The organism is Streptomyces herbicida (genome assembly GCF_032656585.1).
In the GTDB taxonomy this organism is placed as follows: Bacteria; Actinomycetota; Actinomycetes; order Streptomycetales; family Streptomycetaceae; genus Streptomyces; species Streptomyces herbicida.
Genome location: NZ_JAUYWJ010000022.1, coordinates 177262 through 195638, shown reverse-complemented (window position 1 = coordinate 195638; position 18377 = coordinate 177262). Strand labels below are relative to the sequence as shown.

The 18377-nt window shown below is 67.5% G+C and carries 14 protein-coding genes and 1 pseudogene; 9 read left to right on the top strand and 6 right to left on the bottom strand.

The window, feature by feature from the left end; translation table 11 throughout:
* Positions 1 to 270: 270 nt before the first annotated feature.
* From Q8A52_RS37110 to Q8A52_RS37090, 5 genes are all read right to left on the bottom strand, one after another.
* Entirely contained in the window at positions 271 to 2889 is a 2619-nt protein-coding gene (locus Q8A52_RS37110) for an NB-ARC domain-containing protein (RefSeq protein ID WP_316759780.1), read from the bottom strand.
* 12 nt (positions 2890 to 2901) lie between these two features.
* Entirely contained in the window at positions 2902 to 3309 is a 408-nt protein-coding gene (locus tag Q8A52_RS37105; RefSeq protein WP_316759777.1) for a hypothetical protein, read from the bottom strand.
* 1107 nt (positions 3310 to 4416) lie between these two features.
* Positions 4417 to 4704, bottom strand: a complete 288-nt coding sequence (locus Q8A52_RS37100) for a LuxR C-terminal-related transcriptional regulator (RefSeq protein WP_316759774.1) — start codon at positions 4702 to 4704, stop codon at positions 4417 to 4419.
* Positions 4705 to 4753: 49 nt separating this feature from the next.
* Positions 4754 to 4966 (bottom strand): hypothetical protein, encoded by a 213-nt coding sequence (locus tag Q8A52_RS37095; RefSeq protein ID WP_316759771.1) that lies wholly within the window; start codon positions 4964 to 4966, stop codon positions 4754 to 4756.
* An 88-nt stretch (positions 4967 to 5054) separates the two neighbouring features.
* Positions 5055 to 6170 carry a serine hydrolase domain-containing protein gene (locus tag Q8A52_RS37090; protein WP_316759770.1) on the bottom strand — a complete coding sequence of 372 codons (1116 nt, stop codon included), beginning with the start codon at positions 6168 to 6170 and terminating at the stop codon, positions 5055 to 5057.
* A 346-nt stretch (positions 6171 to 6516) separates the two neighbouring features.
* On the opposite strand from Q8A52_RS37090, the gene Q8A52_RS37085 reads away from it, so the two are divergent.
* From Q8A52_RS37085 to Q8A52_RS37055, 8 genes and pseudogenes are all read left to right on the top strand, one after another.
* Entirely contained in the window at positions 6517 to 7401 is an 885-nt protein-coding gene (locus tag Q8A52_RS37085) for an AraC family transcriptional regulator (protein ID WP_316759768.1), read from the top strand.
* 1229 nt (positions 7402 to 8630) lie between these two features.
* Positions 8631 to 10127, top strand: coding sequence for a hypothetical protein (locus Q8A52_RS37080; RefSeq protein ID WP_316759766.1), 1497 nt, complete (start codon positions 8631 to 8633; stop codon positions 10125 to 10127).
* On the top strand, positions 10124 to 11551 hold the full coding sequence (locus Q8A52_RS37075) for a hypothetical protein (protein WP_316759764.1): 1428 nt from the start codon (positions 10124 to 10126) through the stop codon (positions 11549 to 11551). The genes Q8A52_RS37080 and Q8A52_RS37075 overlap by 4 nt, the downstream gene beginning before the upstream one ends.
* A 221-nt stretch (positions 11552 to 11772) precedes the next feature.
* Entirely contained in the window at positions 11773 to 12261 is a 489-nt protein-coding gene (locus tag Q8A52_RS37070) for a hypothetical protein (protein WP_316759762.1), read from the top strand.
* Between the two features lie 655 nt (positions 12262 to 12916).
* The gene (locus Q8A52_RS37065; RefSeq protein WP_316759760.1) at positions 12917 to 13273 is read left to right on the top strand and encodes a CU044_2847 family protein; all 357 of its coding nucleotides are present in this window, start codon (positions 12917 to 12919) and stop codon (positions 13271 to 13273) included.
* A gap of 6 nt (positions 13274 to 13279) precedes the next feature.
* Positions 13280 to 13795: pseudogene (locus Q8A52_RS49260) on the top strand (S1 family peptidase); the annotation flags it as partial.
* Positions 13796 to 13850: 55 nt separating this feature from the next.
* Positions 13851 to 14030 carry a VMAP-related conflict system protein gene (locus Q8A52_RS37060; RefSeq protein WP_316759757.1) on the top strand — a complete coding sequence of 60 codons (180 nt, stop codon included), beginning with the start codon at positions 13851 to 13853 and terminating at the stop codon, positions 14028 to 14030.
* Positions 14031 to 14421: 391 nt separating this feature from the next.
* Positions 14422 to 15036 (top strand): class I SAM-dependent methyltransferase, encoded by a 615-nt coding sequence (locus tag Q8A52_RS37055; protein ID WP_316759754.1) that lies wholly within the window; start codon positions 14422 to 14424, stop codon positions 15034 to 15036.
* 638 nt (positions 15037 to 15674) lie between these two features.
* Here Q8A52_RS37055 and Q8A52_RS37050 read toward each other — a convergent pair.
* Entirely contained in the window at positions 15675 to 16751 is a 1077-nt protein-coding gene (locus Q8A52_RS37050; protein ID WP_316759751.1) for an alkene reductase, read from the bottom strand.
* A 116-nt stretch (positions 16752 to 16867) separates the two neighbouring features.
* Here Q8A52_RS37050 and Q8A52_RS37045 point away from each other — a divergent pair, with 116 nt between their 5' ends.
* Positions 16868 to 17245, top strand: coding sequence for a MerR family transcriptional regulator (locus tag Q8A52_RS37045; RefSeq protein WP_316759748.1), 378 nt, complete (start codon positions 16868 to 16870; stop codon positions 17243 to 17245).
* Positions 17246 to 18377 lie beyond the last annotated feature (1132 nt).

Sequence of the window (18377 nt, the reverse complement as noted above, 5' to 3'; positions counted from 1 at the left end):
ACACCCGACGCCGTCATTCCCGGCTCGGCCAGCGAGCCCCGATCACCTACGAGATCACCGTCCACCCAACATCAACTACCCTGGCCCGAGCCGCATAGACGTGTTCAAACTCCGGGGTCAAGGCCCCACGTCAGAGCAGCCTTGAGATGCATTCATCCCCAGCGTGAACGCCGGGACTTTCTGCAAGAGTCCGGGTAAACGTGGGCGCGCGGGGCCGCGCAGTGCGCGCTACTGGCTGGGGACAGCGTCGCGAGCCACGTCACCACCCGCTCATGGGGGTGACCGAAACCCGTCCAGCCACCGCTCGACCTCGTTCGCCCTCGGGCTGGCAAGGGTCCGTAAGCGTTCGAGGGCCTCTGCGCCCAGCGCCTGGGCGTCCTGGGGATCTCCGGTGGAGGCCAACGCGCGGGCCGCGCCGGCCAGGGCGAGGGCGGTGAGCTCATCCTGGCCGGTGCGTCCGGCGCCCGCGGCCGCCGCGCGGAACAGGTCCTCGGCCATGGCGAGGTCATTCTCGGCCTCGTAGGTCGCCGCGAGGCTCAGCCGCAGGCGTGCGAGCATCGCGGCGTTGCCGCGTTCCAGTCGCATGGCGCGCAGCAGGAGTTCGCGTGCGGCAGGGATGCGGCCCCGCGCCAGTTCGAACTCCGCGAGTGCTTCCAGGGCACCGGCCAACGGACCACGCATGGCGATCCGTTCGGCGATCCGTAGGCTTTCACGCAGGTGCAGCTCGCTTGCTTCCGGTGCTCCGGTGGCCAGTTCGTGCCGGCCCAGTTCGCGCAGGGCGTCGCTCAGCTTCTCGGGACGGTCGTGAGCGCGTACTAGTTGTTCGGCTTCGCGCAGCAGGTGGCCGCCACTGTTCAGGTCACCCGTCCTGTCCATGACCCGTGCCAGGTTGACCATGATGGGGACACGTTCGTGGTAGTCCCGCTCGCGGGCCAGCCGCAGGGCCTCGGTGAGCAGCGAGCGAGCGCGGGCGTAGTGGCCGCGCTCGGTGGCGAGCCAGCCCAGACCGTGCAGTGCGTCGACCTCGTCGGTGTCCAGATGGTGGGTGCGGGACAGTTCCAGGCACTCCTCGAAGTGCGCCGCGGAGGCGGCATAGTCACCGGCCAAGGCCCTCATCCACCCGCTGACCTGCAACAGTCCCGCTATTTGATCGGATTGGCCGCTCTCCCTGGCCAGCTCGAGTCCACGGTGCAGATGCGCGCCGGATTCGTTGTGCCTGCCCTGGAGTCCCATGACCCAGCCCAGGCCCTGGAGCGCCGGAACGGCCTCGGCGCCCTCGGCCCCGATCAGGGCGTCGGAGAAGTGCCGCCGGGCACGCTCGAGATCACCCCGCATGCCGGTGCCCCAGCCCATCTTGAGCAGCAGGTCGACAATCTCGCCCACCGAGTCGTTCTGCTGCGCGCACTGCATGCCCTCGTCGAGGTACCGGCTTCCCTCGCGCAGATCGCCCCGCTCCAGGGTGACATTGCCCAGGCGTAAGAGAGTGCGGGCCTCGGCCCGTGCGTCGCCCACCGCGCGTGCCGCACGAAGCGCGTGTTTGAGGTGGGGCTCAGCCACCGAGTACAGGCCACGGTGCATCAGCATGGGGTAGGCCGCGTCGACTCCGGCGAGGAGAGTCTCGTGCATGTCGTGCCGGTGCGCGTGGTCGAGCGCCTGCAGGACGTTGCCGAGTTCCTGCTGGAACTGTTCGCTGCTCATGGCGCCCTCCCCGGCTCCTTCTGCCCCCTCAACGACCATGCCCACGTAGACCTCGGCCATACGGCGTTCGACCGCGACCGGGACCCCTTTGGCTTGTACGTAATCGTGCACGACCTGATGCATGAACTGGCGATCCGCACCGCCCGACTCGATGAGCCCGGCGCGTACGACGGCGCGCAGGGTCTCCGGATCCGCGCCGGTGACCGCCAGTGCGGCTGCGGTGCCGTAACTGTTGGGCTTCGGCGGAAAGACCGCCAGGTCGCGCAGAGCCTGCTGGGCGACAGCGGGCAGCCTCGCGTATCCGAGGTCCAGCACGGCCAGCAGGGAGATCGGCAGACCGCCGGGAATGCTGGGGTGTGCGGCGCTCGGGGCCTGGCGGCGCACCAGTCGCAGGCGCTGCTCGGCCTGCCGCAACCGAGCAAGGGCTTCGGTAACGCCGTGCTGCCCGTCGAGCTCCGCTTCCCTCAGATGGTGTCCCATCAGCGTCAGGGCCAACGGCAGTCCCCCGACGAGAGCGACCAGTTGGGCGGCCGCCTCGCGGTTCGATCGTACGGTCTCCTCGGCCAGAGCCTCCAGCAGGTGCAGGCCCTCGGCGGGCGCCAGCTCGTCCACGTGCAGCACGGCTCCTCCGAACTCCAGGGCCACACCGGGGAACCGGGTGGTCACCAGCTGGGCACAGTTCGGCCCACCGACCTGCAGCGCGAGTGCGTCGTCCGGATCCCAGGCGTCGTCCACGACCAGCAGGAAACGCCGTTGACCGATCTTCCGGTGGAGCGCCTCGGACCAGCCCGCCGCGGTCTGCTCGTGCAGGTCCTGGCTTCGCAGGCCGACGTGTTCTCCCCAGTCGGCCAGGTGCCGCTGTACGTTGCCTTGGGCGCCGAGGCCGGCCCAGAGGATGCCGTCGGGAAAGCGCGCCCGGATCTGCTGATCGTAGGCCAGGTCCAGGGCGAGCGCAGTCTTGCCCGCACCCGGCAGCCCGCAGAGCGCCACGGCACGCTCGCAGAGCAGGCCGCGGATACGGTCCCGCAGTTCTTTCCGGCCCACGAGCAGTCCGGAGGATCGGCTGGGAGCGAGGAATGGAGCGGGAAGCCGGGGCGGCTCCTGGTGGATGGTCACACTGGTGTGGTCACCGATCAGGGCGAATTCGACGGCTCCATGGAACTCCACGTGCTCCGGTTGCGCTCTCTCCATGGCATCGGCGCGTCAGGCCTGATCGGGTCCGGGGCCGGATTCGTGGACCGTCATATCCACGTGCGCACTGTCACCGACGACGGCGTTGCCGACCCGGCCGTGGAAGTGGGTTTGATACTTGGCTCCCTGCCGGTCATCCCTCCCCGCCTCGGCGAGCACGCGCCGGGCCAGTGCGATCAGGGCTTCCTCGGCGTCGACTCCGGACGCCGCCAACTCGGCCCGCAGCGGACGCTCCCAGGTATCGGGCTGCTCCTCGAAACGCTCCAGGATCAGTCGCCCGTCCGGACGGCCGGCGAGCCGTGCCCGTACCGCCTCCCGTAGTTGCCGGTAGGCGGCGACCACGGATTCCTTGGCAGCATCGGAGACGCCCGCAGCGGCTCCGGCCGCCAGCGCGGCGACAATCAGCGACACAGGTTCCATCGCACCCCTCCCCCGAGGGTGTCGGTGTCGCACGCAACCGCCCCTCGTCACAGAAGGTAACGCCTCACGCACGCAATGCGCCAGGGGCTGCGCGGCCTGGGTAGCCGACCGCAGAAACACAGCAGCCTCAGCCGCGCAAGCCCCCGCCGCCGTAAGGCCATTCGGCCGCTCGCGCACCGGCCGTGGACGGGGGCGCGCACGGTGCCAAAGGGGCGGATCGCCGGTGATGGTGTCCCGTTCGTACCCGTGGGCCGCGAGCAGGGCCGCGTCGGGGTATGCGCCGCGCTCCTGCTCGTAGCCGCGCCAGGCGCTGTAAAAGTAGTCGCACCAGGAGCAGGACACCAATGGCAACACCAGTGTCACTGGGGCCTGTTCGAGCGGTTCCACGGTCGAGGCCTGGCGACACGACGCTCCACGTAGTCACGGGTGCGGGCATCCCAGCGCAAGCAAGCGGCCCGTGTGATGGGCGGCGTGCGGGAGGCGGACGTGAGGGTGAGCGCGTACGCGACGCACACGATCCGCATGCCGCCGGGGTGCTGCATGCTGCTCGCCGCAGGCGAGGTTGTATATCGAAGAGGCAGCGTGCGGCGGTGTGTGAGAGGGGCGACGGCGTACTGTCACCAGAAGCGGGCTTCGTCGATGCAGACGAGGATGAGTGCGCAGCTGAGGAGCCAGGCGCCTTGGGGTTCGGGGATCTGGTCGGTGAAGAAACGAACCCTGCCTACAGCCCGGCCTCCCGAAGACGACCGCGGGCCTCGTGCTCAGAGATGGGTTCACCGTCCAAGGACCACTCCTGCTTGCCGGGTGCCCACACGCCATCCAAGTCCCAACCACGATCAAAGCAGCGGACCTTCACCCTGCCTCGGTCCGCCGCCACTCCCAACTGCAGCCCTGCATTCTTGAGCAACTCGAGCGCGTTCATGCCGACCTCCACAGCAACTCGGAATTTCAAGAATACTCTGCACCGTCTCGTGCAGCTCGGTGCAGTCCTTGAGTGTGGCGGCGTCTTCAGCCTCCACCTCGTCGGCCCCCAGGCCCTGACACCGAGTGAGCTGGGTAGCTCCGGTTCGGCCGAAGCGGCGTGCAGCATATCCAGCGAAGCAGCGGTCAGCCGTGGATTTGGCGGACCATGCCGCTACCTGGGCACGGCAGGTGAAACCGAGTTTGGTGAGGATCCGCTCGACGTGGCCCCTCGGCCGTCCGCAGGGGAGTCACCAAACAGGCAGCGATCTCCTTGTTGGTCAGCCCTTCGGCGACCAGGCCGACGACCTCCCGTTCCCTGCGGGTCAGCGGCGACGGCGCCTCCCGCTTGTCCTGGGGAGGCAGGGCAGCCGACTTCTCCTCCAGTGCATAGGCGACTTCGTCCTTGAGTGCGCAGCGCCGGCCAGCGTGCAAGGCGGCGGCAAACCCTTCTTCGCCGAGCTCGCAGCGCGGTGTGCCAAGGTCAGCCGGCGAGGATCAGGAGCAGCGGGACATCAAGCTCGGCGCCTGGATCGGCAACCAACGCAGCAGAGCAGCGACGCTCTCCGCTGTCGGGATGGAACAACAGGTCGCCGCCCTGAGCGGACAGCTCGAAGAACGAGAGCAGGAACTCCAGGCTGCACGACCCGTCAACCGTCAGTTGATCAGTCGACTCAACACCGGCAGCTGAGCGCAAGGACAGAGCAGATCTGGAACACTCACTTGCGGAACTGAGAACGGGAGGGGAAGTCCGTGCACGCACGGACTTCCCCTCCCGTGGGTTGTCACTGCAGTCCGCTGTAGGCCGCCATGATGATCTCCATGCCGCGGTTGTCGTCCTGCTGCTCTCGGTCAATCATCTGGTTCATGACGTAGGCCACCGTCATACGTGAATCAGGGTCGCTGGCGACCAGCGAGCCGCCCCATCCGCCCCATCCGAAAGTGTTGCCGAACTTGCCGAAGCCCACGGTCCAGGACATCGACGTCCGCAGAACGCGGTCCTCGCCGCGGAACACCTCCTGCCACGCGGGCTCGCAGCCCTGGGGGGACAGCAGCCGCACACCACCGGCAGAACCCCCGTTTGCCAGTACCGACTGGACGAGGGCGACAGACCGAGCGTTGCCGAAGCCATTCACCGCCGGGATCTGCGCACGGCGCCAGGCCACGGAGTTGGCATCCCTGACCCGGACCGCGGCCCCGGTGTACTCCCGACGTATCCCGTCCGGTCCGGGCGGTGCGCTGGAGGCGTACTCGTCGGTCAGTGACGGCGGCGGGATAAGCGGTGCGAGGCGGCGGTCATCCTCGGCGGAGAGCCCGATGTGGAAGTCCGCGCCCAGCGGCTTGGCCACTTCCTCGGCGAAGAACTCGCCGAGGCTACGGCCGGTGATGCGGCGCACGATCTCACCGATCAGGAACCCGAAGGTGAGCGCGTGATACCCGGCGGCCGTTCCCGGTTCCCATTCGGGGGCCTGCGCGGCCAGCCCTGCCGTCACGCTCTGCCAGTCGTACAGGTCCTCGACCGCCGTCAGCCCGGACAGGTCCGGCAGCCCCGCGGTGTGGGACAGCACGTGCCGTACCAGCACGTTCCCCTTGCCGGCCGCGGCGAACTCGGGCCAGTAGGCGGCGACTGGCGCGGACAGATCGAGCTGGCCTCGGTCGACCAGGATGAGCGCGCACAGGGCGGTCATGTTCTTGGTCGTCGAGTTCACGCCCGTGAGGGTGTCACGCTCCCAGCTGACAGAGCGGTCCGCATCCGCGTACCCGCCCCAGATGTCGACCACCGGCTCGCCGTCCAGGTAGACAGCGACCGAGGCGCCCACGTCGTCCTTGCCGAGCGAAGCTGCAAGGGCCGCACGGACTGCGGCGAACCGCGGCTCGCATAGCCCCTTAATATCAGTCATGGGCGCAAGCCTCAGGTAACACCGGGACCTCCTGCCCAACAATTCCCGCACGGATTCTGTCGGGCGGAGCGCGAATGAATCCTCTCTGCACCTAAAGGCGGCCTGACGGCCGCGCGGCCGAAGGCTCGACCGGCCGTATCGTTGGCTGGTCCCACCGGCCCGGGATCACTCGTCCAGCATGTGCGTCACGACAGCCCGGCCGGCCCCGAGATCGCAGCACTGATGACAGCCCGGCCGCCACTCGCGGCAGACGACTCCGGCTTGGGCTTGGGTCCCGGCCGCTGCGGCTCCTGTGGCTGGGTGGGCGTTCCTACGGGGGAGAGACAAGAAGGAAGGACAGATACGCGTGCTGGAGCGGTTGAATCAGGCGCTGGACCACCTGGAGGCCTGCCTCGACCGGGAGGTCGACGTGGCCGAGGTGGCCCGGATCGCCGCGGTGTCGGAATACCACTTCCGGCGGCTGTTCTCCGCCCTCGCCGGGATGCCGCTCCCGGTCTACGTGCGGCGCCGACGGATGACGCTCGCTGCGGCCGAGGTGCTGGCCGGGGAGAAGACGCTGCTCGATGTAGCGGTGCAGTACGGGTACGGCTCGGGCGAGGCGTTCGCCCGGGCATTCCGGTCAGTGCACGGCATCGGGCCGGGCGAGGCCCGGCGCGCGGGTGCGGTGCTCACGGCACAGCCGCGCATGTCCTTCCGCGTCGTCGTCGAAGGTAGTACGACCATGCGGTACCGGATCGTGGAGAAGGAGTCGTTTCGGATCGTCGGCAGGAAGGCCCGAGTCCCACTCGTGCATGAGGGGGTCAACGCGGCCGCCGCGGCACACGTGGAGAGCCTGGACGAGCGGGCGATCGTACGGATGAAGGAGCTGCCCGGCTGCCGGGAGCCGGAGGGGATCCTGTCGGCGGCGGTGTACCTGACCGACAGCCGGGAGGAGGGCGCCGAGGCGGACTACTGGATCGGCGTGGCTACCAGCCCCGAGACGGCCGCCGAGGAGCTCGACGCCCTCGACGTGCCGGCCGGGACCTGGGCGGTCTTCGACAACCACGGTCCCTATCCGAGCGCGCTCCAGGAGCTGTGGCGGGACGTGTTCACGCAGTGGTTCCCCTCAAACCCTTACGCGAGCCGACAAGGTCCGGAGCTCCTGCGGACGCACCCGGTGGAGACCGACGAAGAGACCGACTCCCAGCTGTGGATCCCGATCGAGCGGAGCAGCGGAAACGCCGACGCGTGAACTCCGATACCTCCCCGGATTGATTTGATCGGCTGTCCGACGAGGCGGCTCACCGAAACGGCCGGCGAATCGTCGACCCGCAGACGCTCTCGTACTCCGCCATCGAGGGGGGCCGTGGAATGATCGGCCCGCAAGGGAAGCCCGGTCGAGGGCATGTGAAACAGAACTGAGCCCAGGCCCTTCACCTGAAGCCACAGTGCACCAGCGACGGCTTGTCGTCAGCGGAGTGCTGCCAAGCCGCCGTCACCAGCAGCCGCCGACCAGCGACCACGGACGAGCGAAGCCGGCCGACATGCCTTGTGCCACACATGTTGTGATTACTACGGTGCAGGATCACAGCCACTGAGCTGCGAAGACTCCGTTGTGCGTCTGCCTCAGGATCGGCGACCTCCTGAGAAGCCCCCGTGTGCCTGGCTCGCCAAGTCCCGCGCCCGGACAACCGGACCGTGCCCGATGACACGGTCCGCGCGCAGCACAAGGCAAGGGTCCACTCCCACCAGTCGCTCCGTGGGGAGGGCTTCAACGAGGTCCTCTTTACGGAGAACCTCTACCGCCTAGAGCCGTTCCTGCGTCGCCTGAGCGAGGCCCGCGACGCCGACCTCGGGCCGGACGGCAGCGACGGCCTGGGCGACCTGCTCCTGGTCCGCCGCATCTCCCGGCAGGGACAGCCACGTGGCATGGCAAGAACACGAAGAAGCGGAACTCTGGCTCAGCCAGGGCCAAGTCCATTTCTCTGCCGCCTCAGAACACCCCCTCAGTGAGAATCTCACCCTGGGAGCTCCTGGCCGCTACCACGCGCGCGTCCACGCCCAGGGGCGCGCTCATCTCTTGCACCTCGAACGTGATGTGCGCATCAGCCCTGACGACATGCCAGACGACACGGAGCACTTCCTCGTGCAGATCTGGCCTCACGCCGCCTCGCGACGATGACGGGTGCCAGCAGGAGCGCACTCTGACACCGAGGAGAACGAAACCGCCTACCAGCCCCGTATGACATCGACAAGGGTTTCTGCACAGCTATTTGTTCGGCTGCTGCGGCGTGCTGCCGAGGCAGGGTGGGCATGCCCAGGTCCACGTGGAGTAGCCGCGAACTGTTGCGATTTCCGTACGCATGCGATGGTTGCTCCCTTACAGTCGTAGCCCTCACTGCGACGGTCGAGGGCCCGCGCATCGCACACGGGTTCGTTTTTTTGGGGGGCGCGGTCATGAGCGAGCCGGGGGTGACACGTATGGACGTGACCCGGGAGGTGACCCGGGGAGTACTCGCTGTGAGCCCATTTCACCTGGTGGAGGTGTGGTCCGAGACGGCGCGGGGCTGGGTTTCGAGCACTGGTGCGTGGATCGCGGGCAGGCTGGTGCTGGTCCCTCGCCACACCGTCATTGGGCAGGATGGCCGGCCGTTCTCGCTGATCAGAGTCCGTCGGGGTGATCACAGTGAGGTGCGCTGCTCGGCGACTGTGGTGTGGCCGGGGACCGCGGGCGTCGACGCTGCCCTGCTGTCCGTCGAACCTCCCCCGGGAGATCAGTCGGATCCCTGGTCTCTTACTGTCCCGCTTCGGTGGGGGGCGCTGACTGAAGACGATGCGTGGGCGGACGCCCAGGTCACCGGGTTTTCCGGCTATACGGGCTCCCGCGTCAGCATGAGGCCGCTGATGCATGTGGCAGGTTGGATCAAGGCGCGCGGCGGGGCCATGCACGACTGCTACCACATGATGGTTTGGGATGAGCCCTGTCGCCATCCCCCGGTGACGAACCCGGCGGCTGATCCAGGAAGGGGCGCCCCGGGTGCCGTAGTGACGTGCGGAAGCCTGTTCTTCGGGATAGTCGTCAATGACAGCCCCTTGGTCGACGGTCGGCTGACGATCGTCTCTGCTGAACTGCTGGCCACGGTGGACGAGGTACGGCAGGCCATTGAGCAGGCCATTGGACAGCCCCTCCGGCTTGAGCCCATCGACATGCGGCACGTCCCTCCCAGTTTGCGTGACGACAGCGGGTACCTCGTCACTGCCGAGGACCTCGACTATCTGTCCATCTCCAGGGACACGTTCAGCAACTGGCTCGTAGGCGAGCTCCCGCTTGGCTTCTCCGCCATCACCTATGAAGCCTTCGTCGACAACCTGGCGCGGGCCCTACGGGCCGACGGAGTCGATCCGCGGGAAGTCGACATCCGGCTTAAAGGAAGTTCCACGGCATTCTTCGCAGGCAGACACAAGACGTTGCCCGCGACCCGCTCGGAAATCATCCAGGCGTTCCGGAAATGCCGAGGGAGGTTCCCCGAGCTCTTCGAGGTACGAGAGATCGAAGGCCGCCTCAACAAGAGATGGCCCCCCGCCCTACGCCCTCGTCGGCGCCCCTTCGACGCGATGTACACCGCCGGCATCGACCGGGTACCAAGCGACTACGACCTGCAGTTATCGAGCGACGCCATCGTGGCGAAATGCGAGATGCATGCCAGGCAAGTGGGCCTCTCCCCTACGCGTGAGACCACCTACCACAACGTCTACGACTACGTCTGCTGGGACCTGCTCCGAGCCACCATGCCTCATCTGGCGTACTTCATGGACCTGATGTCTGACGCGCTGCACCGCGATGTCAGCATCGCAGTCTTCGCGTCTTGCGGACCCCCCGACCTGTCGCAGGAAGTCGCGTCCCTCTCCTCCCACTTCAAGAACTCCGACTGGTGCATCACCTGCCCTGGCAGCGATGACGAAGGCGGGCAACCGTGAACGCAACCACCTCTGGCTGGGACACGCTGTGGCAGTGCCGTCTGCGCCACATCCTGGATGACCACTTCGCCGACCTGTTGTCGAAGCACCTGGACCTCAGGATCCGGTCGTTCGAATCCCTGACCGAGCGCATCATGGGACTGCGCACGGTAGCGCTCGGGGATGACTTTGCCTTCCTTTCTCTTGAAGTGGACGAGCGGAGAACCCCGCTGGTGCGGCTCACCGGACCCACCCGTCAGTGGGAAGCCGCGCGGCATGCCGTGGATTTCCTCGCGGAGGCAGTCGCCCGGGCCGAGGATGCACGCTATCCAGGTCGGAGTTCTACCGGGCTGCCCTTGTGGGTACCGTATCGGGCCCCTGAGGCAACAGCGGTCACCCGATTCCTCTCCCGGGGGTGGCACGAGGCCTGGCCGCAGCTGACCTGGCCAGCTGGCTTGCCAGTTCCACGCGGCGAGGGTGCCACGAACACACTGGCGTGCCTGGGGATCATCGTTGATTCGCTCCGCGACAGTGTCAGAGCAGCCATTGGAGCGGGAGGCGAGCTGCTCCATCCCACGAGCGAGACAGATGTGCTCGGGTACGCCGTGATGGCTGATCCCGCGCAGCATCCGCTCCTGCTTTGGCAGCCCGGTGGGGACACGGGCTTCGGCGCCATTGCGCCTGCCCGGCTCGACCTCACCACCGACCGAATCGACCACATGGCGGAGTTCTACCGCCGTGTCGCCGGGTGGCGGACGCAAGTCCTGCCGCAGGACGGGCAGATCGACGCACTGCTAACACACCACGACAAGGCTGTCGGCGTCCTGAGAGAGGACCGGGCCGAGAAGCGAACGATCGCCCCGCTCATCAACCATCCCCGCGACACCGTGTGGCGTGCCCAAAGAGACCTTGGACTCACGGTCCAAAGCCAGCCGCTGTGGCTCCTGCTTGGGAGGCAGTGGCGGATCAGGGATTTGGACGGCAATGAGCTATATCTGGCGGAGCGGGTCCAGGCGGCCCGCCCGCCGATCACGTACACACCTTGGTCGCACCTGCCAGAACCATTCTGCACAGCCTTCGACACCCTGGAGAGTTCACTCGAAATCTTGGCCAGAGTGCGACTGGAGCTGAGCGAGCAGCACCCCCCTCCGGCCAGTGAACAGGCCGACGCCCTCATCAGGGTGCTGGCCGACGCCGTTGTCCCGGCCGCACAGGCGTACGGGGACCACTTGCGGCGCAGCCCGCTGCCCGGCCCGATGCCTGAAGTCCTCTCCGTCATGCGCGCGATCGTCGCAGGCACGCTGCTGCCTCTTTCAGCGACTGTCAGGTCGCTCGACGACGCTGATCTGACAGCGGCGTTCCTCGTGACCTGTCGTCTACTCGTGCGTGCGCAACTGCTGCCGGAGACCATCAATGAGCTTCAGATCCAGCAGATCTCCGTCTGACATCGCATGGGGCACGAGAGCCAGGAGCGCCGCAACGGGTCGGACGGGTCTCCCCCGCGGGGACGCTACGCCCCATCCGCGGACCCGACCATGTGGTGGTCACCCTCTCCGGATGCCCCGGGCTGCTGCGTTGCACGGACCGAAGCAGATTTCGCGGCTGAGACGCACGCGTCGCGTAAGCGCCCCCAGGAAACAAGCACTGCAGAAGGGCAGGAAGATCGATGGATCCACTCCCCCCGGTCGCAGAACTGGAACGGCTGCACCGAGACGCCACATACAGCGCCCAGTCCTACTTCGAGGCGGCCAAGGCCACCGCCTTCTGGGCCAGAACCGCCGTGTTCCTCCCCGCCCTCGTAGCCGCCGTGGCAGGACTCCTCTCAGCGCTTTACTCCGCACGCGTCGGAGGCTCGATCTCCGCCGTCGCCGGGGCCGTCGCCGCAACGGCCTCGTTCCTCGGCCCCGGGGGAAGAACCGAGGCGTACCGGGAGTCGGCGAGACGCTATACAAACCTCCGCCACGCGGCACGCTTGGAAGTGGCGATGTCCGGCTCTCGAAGCGAACAGGAACTCGAGACGACCCTGCGAAGACTCCAGGCAGAGCGCGCTGCGATCGTTCTGTCTGACGAACCTGTGTCCAACAGGTTCTACGACCGGGCTGCCCGGCGGATCGCCACTGGTGTCACTTCCTATGACCCCGACCCAAGTACCTGAAAATGCAGTCCAGGTATCCCAAGCACCCTCGGTATTTACCCACGGACGGCTGAGACCTGGCCCACTTGCGCAGTGAGGACTGAGACACCGGGAGGAGCGGTACCAGCCGCCGGCTCACCAGGAGACTCCACAACATCGGACTCCCCTCCGGAGCCGCACGATGCGCCGCCCTGCTCGACCTCTGTGTCCAGATACCCCCGGCTGTCCTGCAACGGCTTGTCGCGTTGCACTGCCACGCAGGGTTCTCCGACCCGCAATGGACCATGGGGCAACAGGAGGTGACCGGGCTCGACGGCCGGGATCCCAACGACATTCACGTTATCGGGACCACACGCGTCCGCCGCCCTCCGTCAACCTTGCGGCCACGGGCAGCAGTGAACTCGCAGCCCGGGTAACGATTTGACGCACTGCATGGACGAACTGCGTGCTCTGGCCCGAAACCTGTGACGAGTAGGCGGTAGTGACGGCACACAGGAGCCCCGTGTGCCCCTCCCGACGGCTATCCGTCTTCAGCTAGAGGAGTCCAACTGGGAAGCTTCCGCCTAGCACCACGGCGTGAGCGGCCGCCTCGGAATCACGGAAAAGGCGCCATAACAGGACGCTTCATGCCACGATGACCTCTGCATGACAGCGCGGGCTTACGGGGGTGCCAACGATGGGCGATGCAGAAATCATCCAACTGAAGCTGCCCGACGACGGCGCGGTTCTGGTACGAGCGCTGCCTGTAGCAGGTGGAGGAGACAATCTGGACAGCGCCGATGCGGGGCCCTCAAACGTCGGTCTGCGCGAGGCGCTCTCTTTGAGCGCTATCAGCACCGCGCTGCGCGGTGTGGCAACCACCGTACAGAGCGCGTTTCAGTCGGTGAAACCGGATGTCGTGGAGGCCGAGTTCGGGCTTGAGTTCGCTCTGAAAGGCTCCCAGATGGTCTGCCTGCTGGTCGATGGGGAGACGAAGGCCACCCTGCGCGTGCGGCTGGAGTGGCAGAACGGCTCGGTTGCCGGAAACGCGTGACGTGTAATGGACATGGAGTCCCGTGACTTTCTTAACCTGCTGGGCAGATTCGTTGTCCGGGTCGAAGGCGACAACATCCGTGGCGGCAGCGGCTTTTTCGCCGGCCACGGGCTCGTCGTGACGTGCGCTCATGTTGTTGCTGGATCAGCGGCTGACGGTCCGAAGAGAACTGCTCAGCGTGCTCGTATGACGTGGCTGGGCGGCCATGCAGCAGGCACGGTTCGAGCCAAGCCATGCGAGCATGACGGCCAAGGGCTGTGGCGTTACCCAGACCTGGCGGTGATAGCACTGGATGATCCGTTACCGGACCACCCGTGGATCCCGATGGCCGACCGCGCACCGCAATTCGGGCAGACGCTGTACGCGGCGGGCTACAGCGCGGTCTACGAGCGAGCTCCGCGCCTGGGCGCCAGCAGTGTGGAGTACCAGCCCCCGATGTCCTACGGCGACGGCGAGTTCCTCTATCAACTGAAAAGTGGCGAACTGGCCGCCGGGAAGTCAGGTGGGCCTCTGCTGGACCTGCAGCAGGGTGAAGGTATGCGGCGTCGTTACAACTACCCGCAGGGAAAACCTGCCTATGGGCGGTCTGGCTCTGCCGGCCCTTGCGATACGGGATGCGTTCCCCGAGGTGTGGCAGGCCAACCGGACTCCGAATGCGCTGGACACGGAGATGTGGCGGCTGCGTGCTGCCGCCATGGATGGTAATCGCGCCGAGGCGGAATTCTGGTTCACGCTGCTCTGGCCGCCGGGAACGTGACGGCCGCGGGAGAGTTGGGGAAACTCCGGCTGGAGCATGGAAGCTATGACGATGCCAGGCCGCTTCTGCGGGTCGCAGCGGAGGCGGAGAGACTGAAGCCATGGTTGGCCTGGGCATCCTGCTCCTGTGAGATGACGACCGGGGCGGGGCCCGCGCTCTGGTGTCTGTGGCCGCCGACCGCGGCCACGAGGGCGTGCAGGACTGGTACGGATCGACGCGGGCTGGAACGGCGTCGACGAGGAGAGGGACATCAGCGCGTGAGCTTCCCCGGGGGCCGGTTAGTTTGTCGACGGTCATGCAATTCCCGCCCCGGCGGTCACGGCTCCTCATGAGGACCGTGAATCCGTCAGTGTGCACTCATAGGCCCTGACCATGCCCCTACGATGTTCCGATGCGCCGGCCCGCCGCAGAGCCGTACTGGAACACCAACGTTGCCCGGCACCCGGGCATCCTCCGCGCCGTTCCCGACGGGTGCGGCGATGCCCTGGACGTTGGCTGCGGGGACGGGCTTCTGGCGCGGAAGCTCGCTGCGCGGGCGAAACGTGTCACCGGCATCGACAAGTCGCCGGGAATGATCGCCTGTTCCCGCGAATTGGCTGCTGGCTATCCACAACTCACTTTCGTTGAGGGCGACTTCCTTACCGCCGAACTCCCCGCCGGGGAGTACGACTTCATCTGCTCGGTGACCACGATCCATCACATGGACTTCGAGGCGGCCCTCATCCGCATGCATGAGCTGCTGCGGCCTGGCGGTACGCTGGTGGTGGTCGGTCTGGCCCGCGAGGCGAGCGCGGCGGAGTGGGTGGCGTTGATCGCGGCTGTCCCGATCGTGCGGATCGCGAAGGTGCTGCGTCACGCGCGCGGTCCGGAGGGCATGCCGGTCGCCGACCCACTGATGAGTTATGGGCAGGTGCGGGCTGCTGCCCGGCGGCTGCTGCCCGGCGTGCGCTACCGTCGGCATGTGCTGCGCCGGTATTCGCTGATCTGGGAGAAACCCGCCCGCTGATCCGGCGTCGATGGTCAAGCCGGATCCCCCAAGATCAAGCAACCGCTGCCGCCTCCAGGGCTGGGGAATTACGTGAACTCAGCACCGGCAAATTACGCGATCGTCCACTCGCGTCGTCTGCGCGGGCGACGGTCCGGAGTTCACCGCCGTGCAGGAGCAGGTCCGTCAGATGCTGACGACGGAGCCCCGCAAGGAACCTGAGATGGCCGGACGCGGCGGCTGCGTGCTCTGCGACGGATGCACCGCCCACCACCGATACCCGTGCGCGGCGGGCCTGGTCTGTCCGAACCCGGCCCGGCGCACGTCCCCGTACAGTGGATGAAGGAGATGACCATGGATACCAACCCCACCACCCCGCTGCTCGACCGCTCCGGCGTACCCACGGTGATCATCTCCCCCACGACATAGGCGCCCCGAAATGGGCGACCCCTGCATGGGATCAGCACCCCGCGTGACCGCACGTCAGCTCAGCGAGGACCACAAGAAGCCGATCCGAGCGGCCCGCGCTCGCGGCGTCGAAGCCGTCGTCGATGCCATCCTGCCCCTCCGCCGTGGACATGGATGCCCTGCGAAGCGGTGAAGCGGGGTGTTCGCCGGGATGCCGGATGCGTTGGGGGCCGGACGCCGAGGGGGCGGTGTCAGGCCGTGTACTGGTATGCCGGGTAGGTCAGGTATCCCGCGTCGCCGCCCTGGTAGTACGTGGCCTCGTCGACGGGAGCGAGCGGCACTCCGGTGCGCAGCCGCTCGATCAGGTCGGGGTTGGAGATGAAGGCGCGGCCGAAGCTGATGAGTTCGGCCCCCAGGTCGAGCCAGTGGTCGGCCTCGTCCCGGCCGGTGTGCTTCGGTCCCATCGGGAGCACGGGGTTCATGATCAGGGTGCCCTGCCATGCGCGGCGCAGGCCGACCAGCACCTCCTCCTCGGCGGTGGCTTCGAGGTGGATGTAGGCCAGTCCGAGGCGGGACAGTTCGGTCAGTAGCGCGGTGTAGAGCTCGGGGACGTCGGTCTCCTCGACTCCCCAGAAGGTTACGCCTGGGGACAGGCGGATTCCGGTCCTTGCCGCGCCGACGGCCTCGGCGGTTGCGGACACCGCCTCTACGGCGAAGCGGATCCGGTTGCTCACCGAGCCTCCGTAGCGGTCGGTGCGCAGGTTGGCGTTGGACGAGAGGAACTGCGAGATGAGATAGCCGTTGGCGCCGTGCAGCTCCACGCCGTCGAAGCCGGCGTCGATGGCGCGGCGGGCAGCCTGGGCGTACGACTCGGCGTGCTCGGACACCTCTGCGGTGTCCAGGGCTCGCGGGATCGGCGCCGGCTGGAGCCCGGTCGGGGTGAACACCTTCCACTCTTCGGCCGCGACTGCCGAGGGACCGACCGGCCGCATACCGGTGGTGTCGGGGTGCGAAACTCGTCCGCCGTGCATGATCTGGGCGAAGATCCGTCCGCCGTTGGCGTGCACCGCGTCGGTGACCGGGCGCCACGAGGAGACCTGCTCGTCGGTGTGCAGTCCCGGCGTGCCGGGGTTGGACTGCCCGACCACGTTCGGCTGCACCCCCTCGCTCACGATCAGTCCGGCCGTGGCCCGCTGGGCGTAGTAGGTCGCCATCGACGGCGTCGCCAGACCGCCGGCGGCGGCACGGACCCGTGTCATCGGGGCCATCACCACCCGGTTGGGCAGCGTCAGATCCCCCAGCTGGTACGGCGTGAACAAGGTCGTCATGTCATGGCTCCTTTGCAATCGGCGCCGGCCAACCGGGCGCGGCGGCTACGCTAGAACCTGACACTGATGTCAGGGGCAAGGGTTGTGGCTCAGCCCACAGCACAGAGGGAGACGGCGTGCGCATCGGGGAGCTGGCATCACGGGCGGGAGTCAGCGTCCGGTCCCTGCGCTACTACGAGGAGCAGGGGCTGCTCACCAGCACCCGCAGTGCCAGCGGGCAGCGGCACTACACGGACCACGAGGTCGAGCGGGTCGTGTTCATCCAGCGGCTGTTCGCCGCAGGACTGTCCAGCCGCACCATCGCCGAACTGCTGCCGTGCGTCGATTCTCCCAGCGAGGAGAACTCCGACGCCGCGCTGGAGCGGATGGCGCAGGAGCACGACCGGCTGTCCGAGCGCATCGCCGACCTCGTACACACCCGGGACGCCCTCGCCGGGCTGATGACCATGGCGCGGGCACATCAAAAGCGCCTGCGGTCGGCGGTCGCCGACTGATGTCCGCGGCGCTGCAGCGAAGTCCTCGGTGTCGAGCATGAGGTGAAGGCCTCTGGGCAGGTCGCACGCGGCGTGGGTGGGCATGAGTTCGTCGATTTGGAAGGTGAGGCCGAGCCGGCCGTAGATGGCGCGCCGGCACCCATGTCGGCGACGACGATACCGCGGGGACTCATCCGGGGCTGGGGGTCTGGCATGGAAGCCTCAGGTCGGTGGCGCGTACCGTCTGACCACCGCCATCTGGGCCGTCGCCGCCCTCACCGCTGCCCCCGCCGGCCAGATCCTTCCCGACGGTGGTTCACCGCAGCTCGATGTGAGCGACGAGACCCGTCGGCCTCCTCAGGTCCAGGAACCTGGTGACAACGCCGAGAGCGGTCGCGGACTCGGTCCTCGTTGGCGTCCTCGCCGTCAGATGGAAAGTCAACGGGGGTAGCCGGTGCGCTTGGTGCACCGTCGCAATCCCGTCCGAGGAGCGCATCGCGACGCTGCGCTTTGACCGGAGCGCTTCCTGGGCGCGATCGGCTGGTGCAAGAACGCCCGCCGCACGGCACGCGACTACAAGCGCCTGCCCCAGAACTCCGAAGCGCATCTGAACTGGGCCCTCATCACTGTGATGACCCGGCCCATGCCGCCGCCGGCGATTACGGTGCCGACGTCCGCCTCTCCGTTGCCAGGGGCGGGCAGGATACGGCGCACCGGCAGCCTGGGGCCACCGTGGGCGGCCCTGCAGCCGACCAGCTGGTCGGTACGCCAGCGCGGTGGGGGCCGTACGACTACGGCGGTGAGCAGAACCGCGCGGCTTTCCCCGCGCCGAGACTTTCCCCGCGCCGAGACGGTTGGTGAACGGTGCCGCCACCGTCGCCTCGCGTGGGGTGCCGACGCCACCCTCCCCCCTCGCTCCGCGCATCGGCCCGGCGACGACCAGAACCGCATCAAACGCACGGCCGTCCCGTCTGCGATCGCCGACACCGCGCAGGGCAACATGCTCGCCCTCGCCCCGAGCCTTTGTCCTGGACGCGCTCGGCGCGTTCACCGGCAACACGATCACCTTCCACATGACGAGATGAACGACGGGCAGACCGGAGCGTCTTGACCGGTACCTCGGACGTGCGGCCATACTCGCCGGTAACCAACT

Bases quoted from the DNA above. Each gene is read 5' to 3' on its own strand.
- Q8A52_RS37110 (WP_316759780.1), bottom strand. From the start codon at position 2,889: ATGGAGAGAGCGCAACCGGAGCACGTGGAGTTCCATGGAGCCGTCGAA.
- Q8A52_RS37105 (WP_316759777.1), bottom strand. From the start codon at position 3,309: ATGGAACCTGTGTCGCTGATTGTCGCCGCGCTGGCGGCCGGAGCCGCT.
- Q8A52_RS37090 (WP_316759770.1), bottom strand. From the start codon at position 6,170: ATGACTGATATTAAGGGGCTATGCGAGCCGCGGTTCGCCGCAGTCCGT.
- Q8A52_RS37080 (WP_316759766.1), top strand. From the start codon at position 8,631: ATGGACGTGACCCGGGAGGTGACCCGGGGAGTACTCGCTGTGAGCCCA.
- Q8A52_RS37070 (WP_316759762.1), top strand. From the start codon at position 11,773: ATGGATCCACTCCCCCCGGTCGCAGAACTGGAACGGCTGCACCGAGAC.
- Q8A52_RS37065 (WP_316759760.1), top strand. From the start codon at position 12,917: ATGGGCGATGCAGAAATCATCCAACTGAAGCTGCCCGACGACGGCGCG.
- Q8A52_RS37060 (WP_316759757.1), top strand. From the start codon at position 13,851: ATGGGCGGTCTGGCTCTGCCGGCCCTTGCGATACGGGATGCGTTCCCC.
- Q8A52_RS37055 (WP_316759754.1), top strand. From the start codon at position 14,422: ATGCGCCGGCCCGCCGCAGAGCCGTACTGGAACACCAACGTTGCCCGG.
- Q8A52_RS37050 (WP_316759751.1), bottom strand. From the start codon at position 16,751: ATGACGACCTTGTTCACGCCGTACCAGCTGGGGGATCTGACGCTGCCC.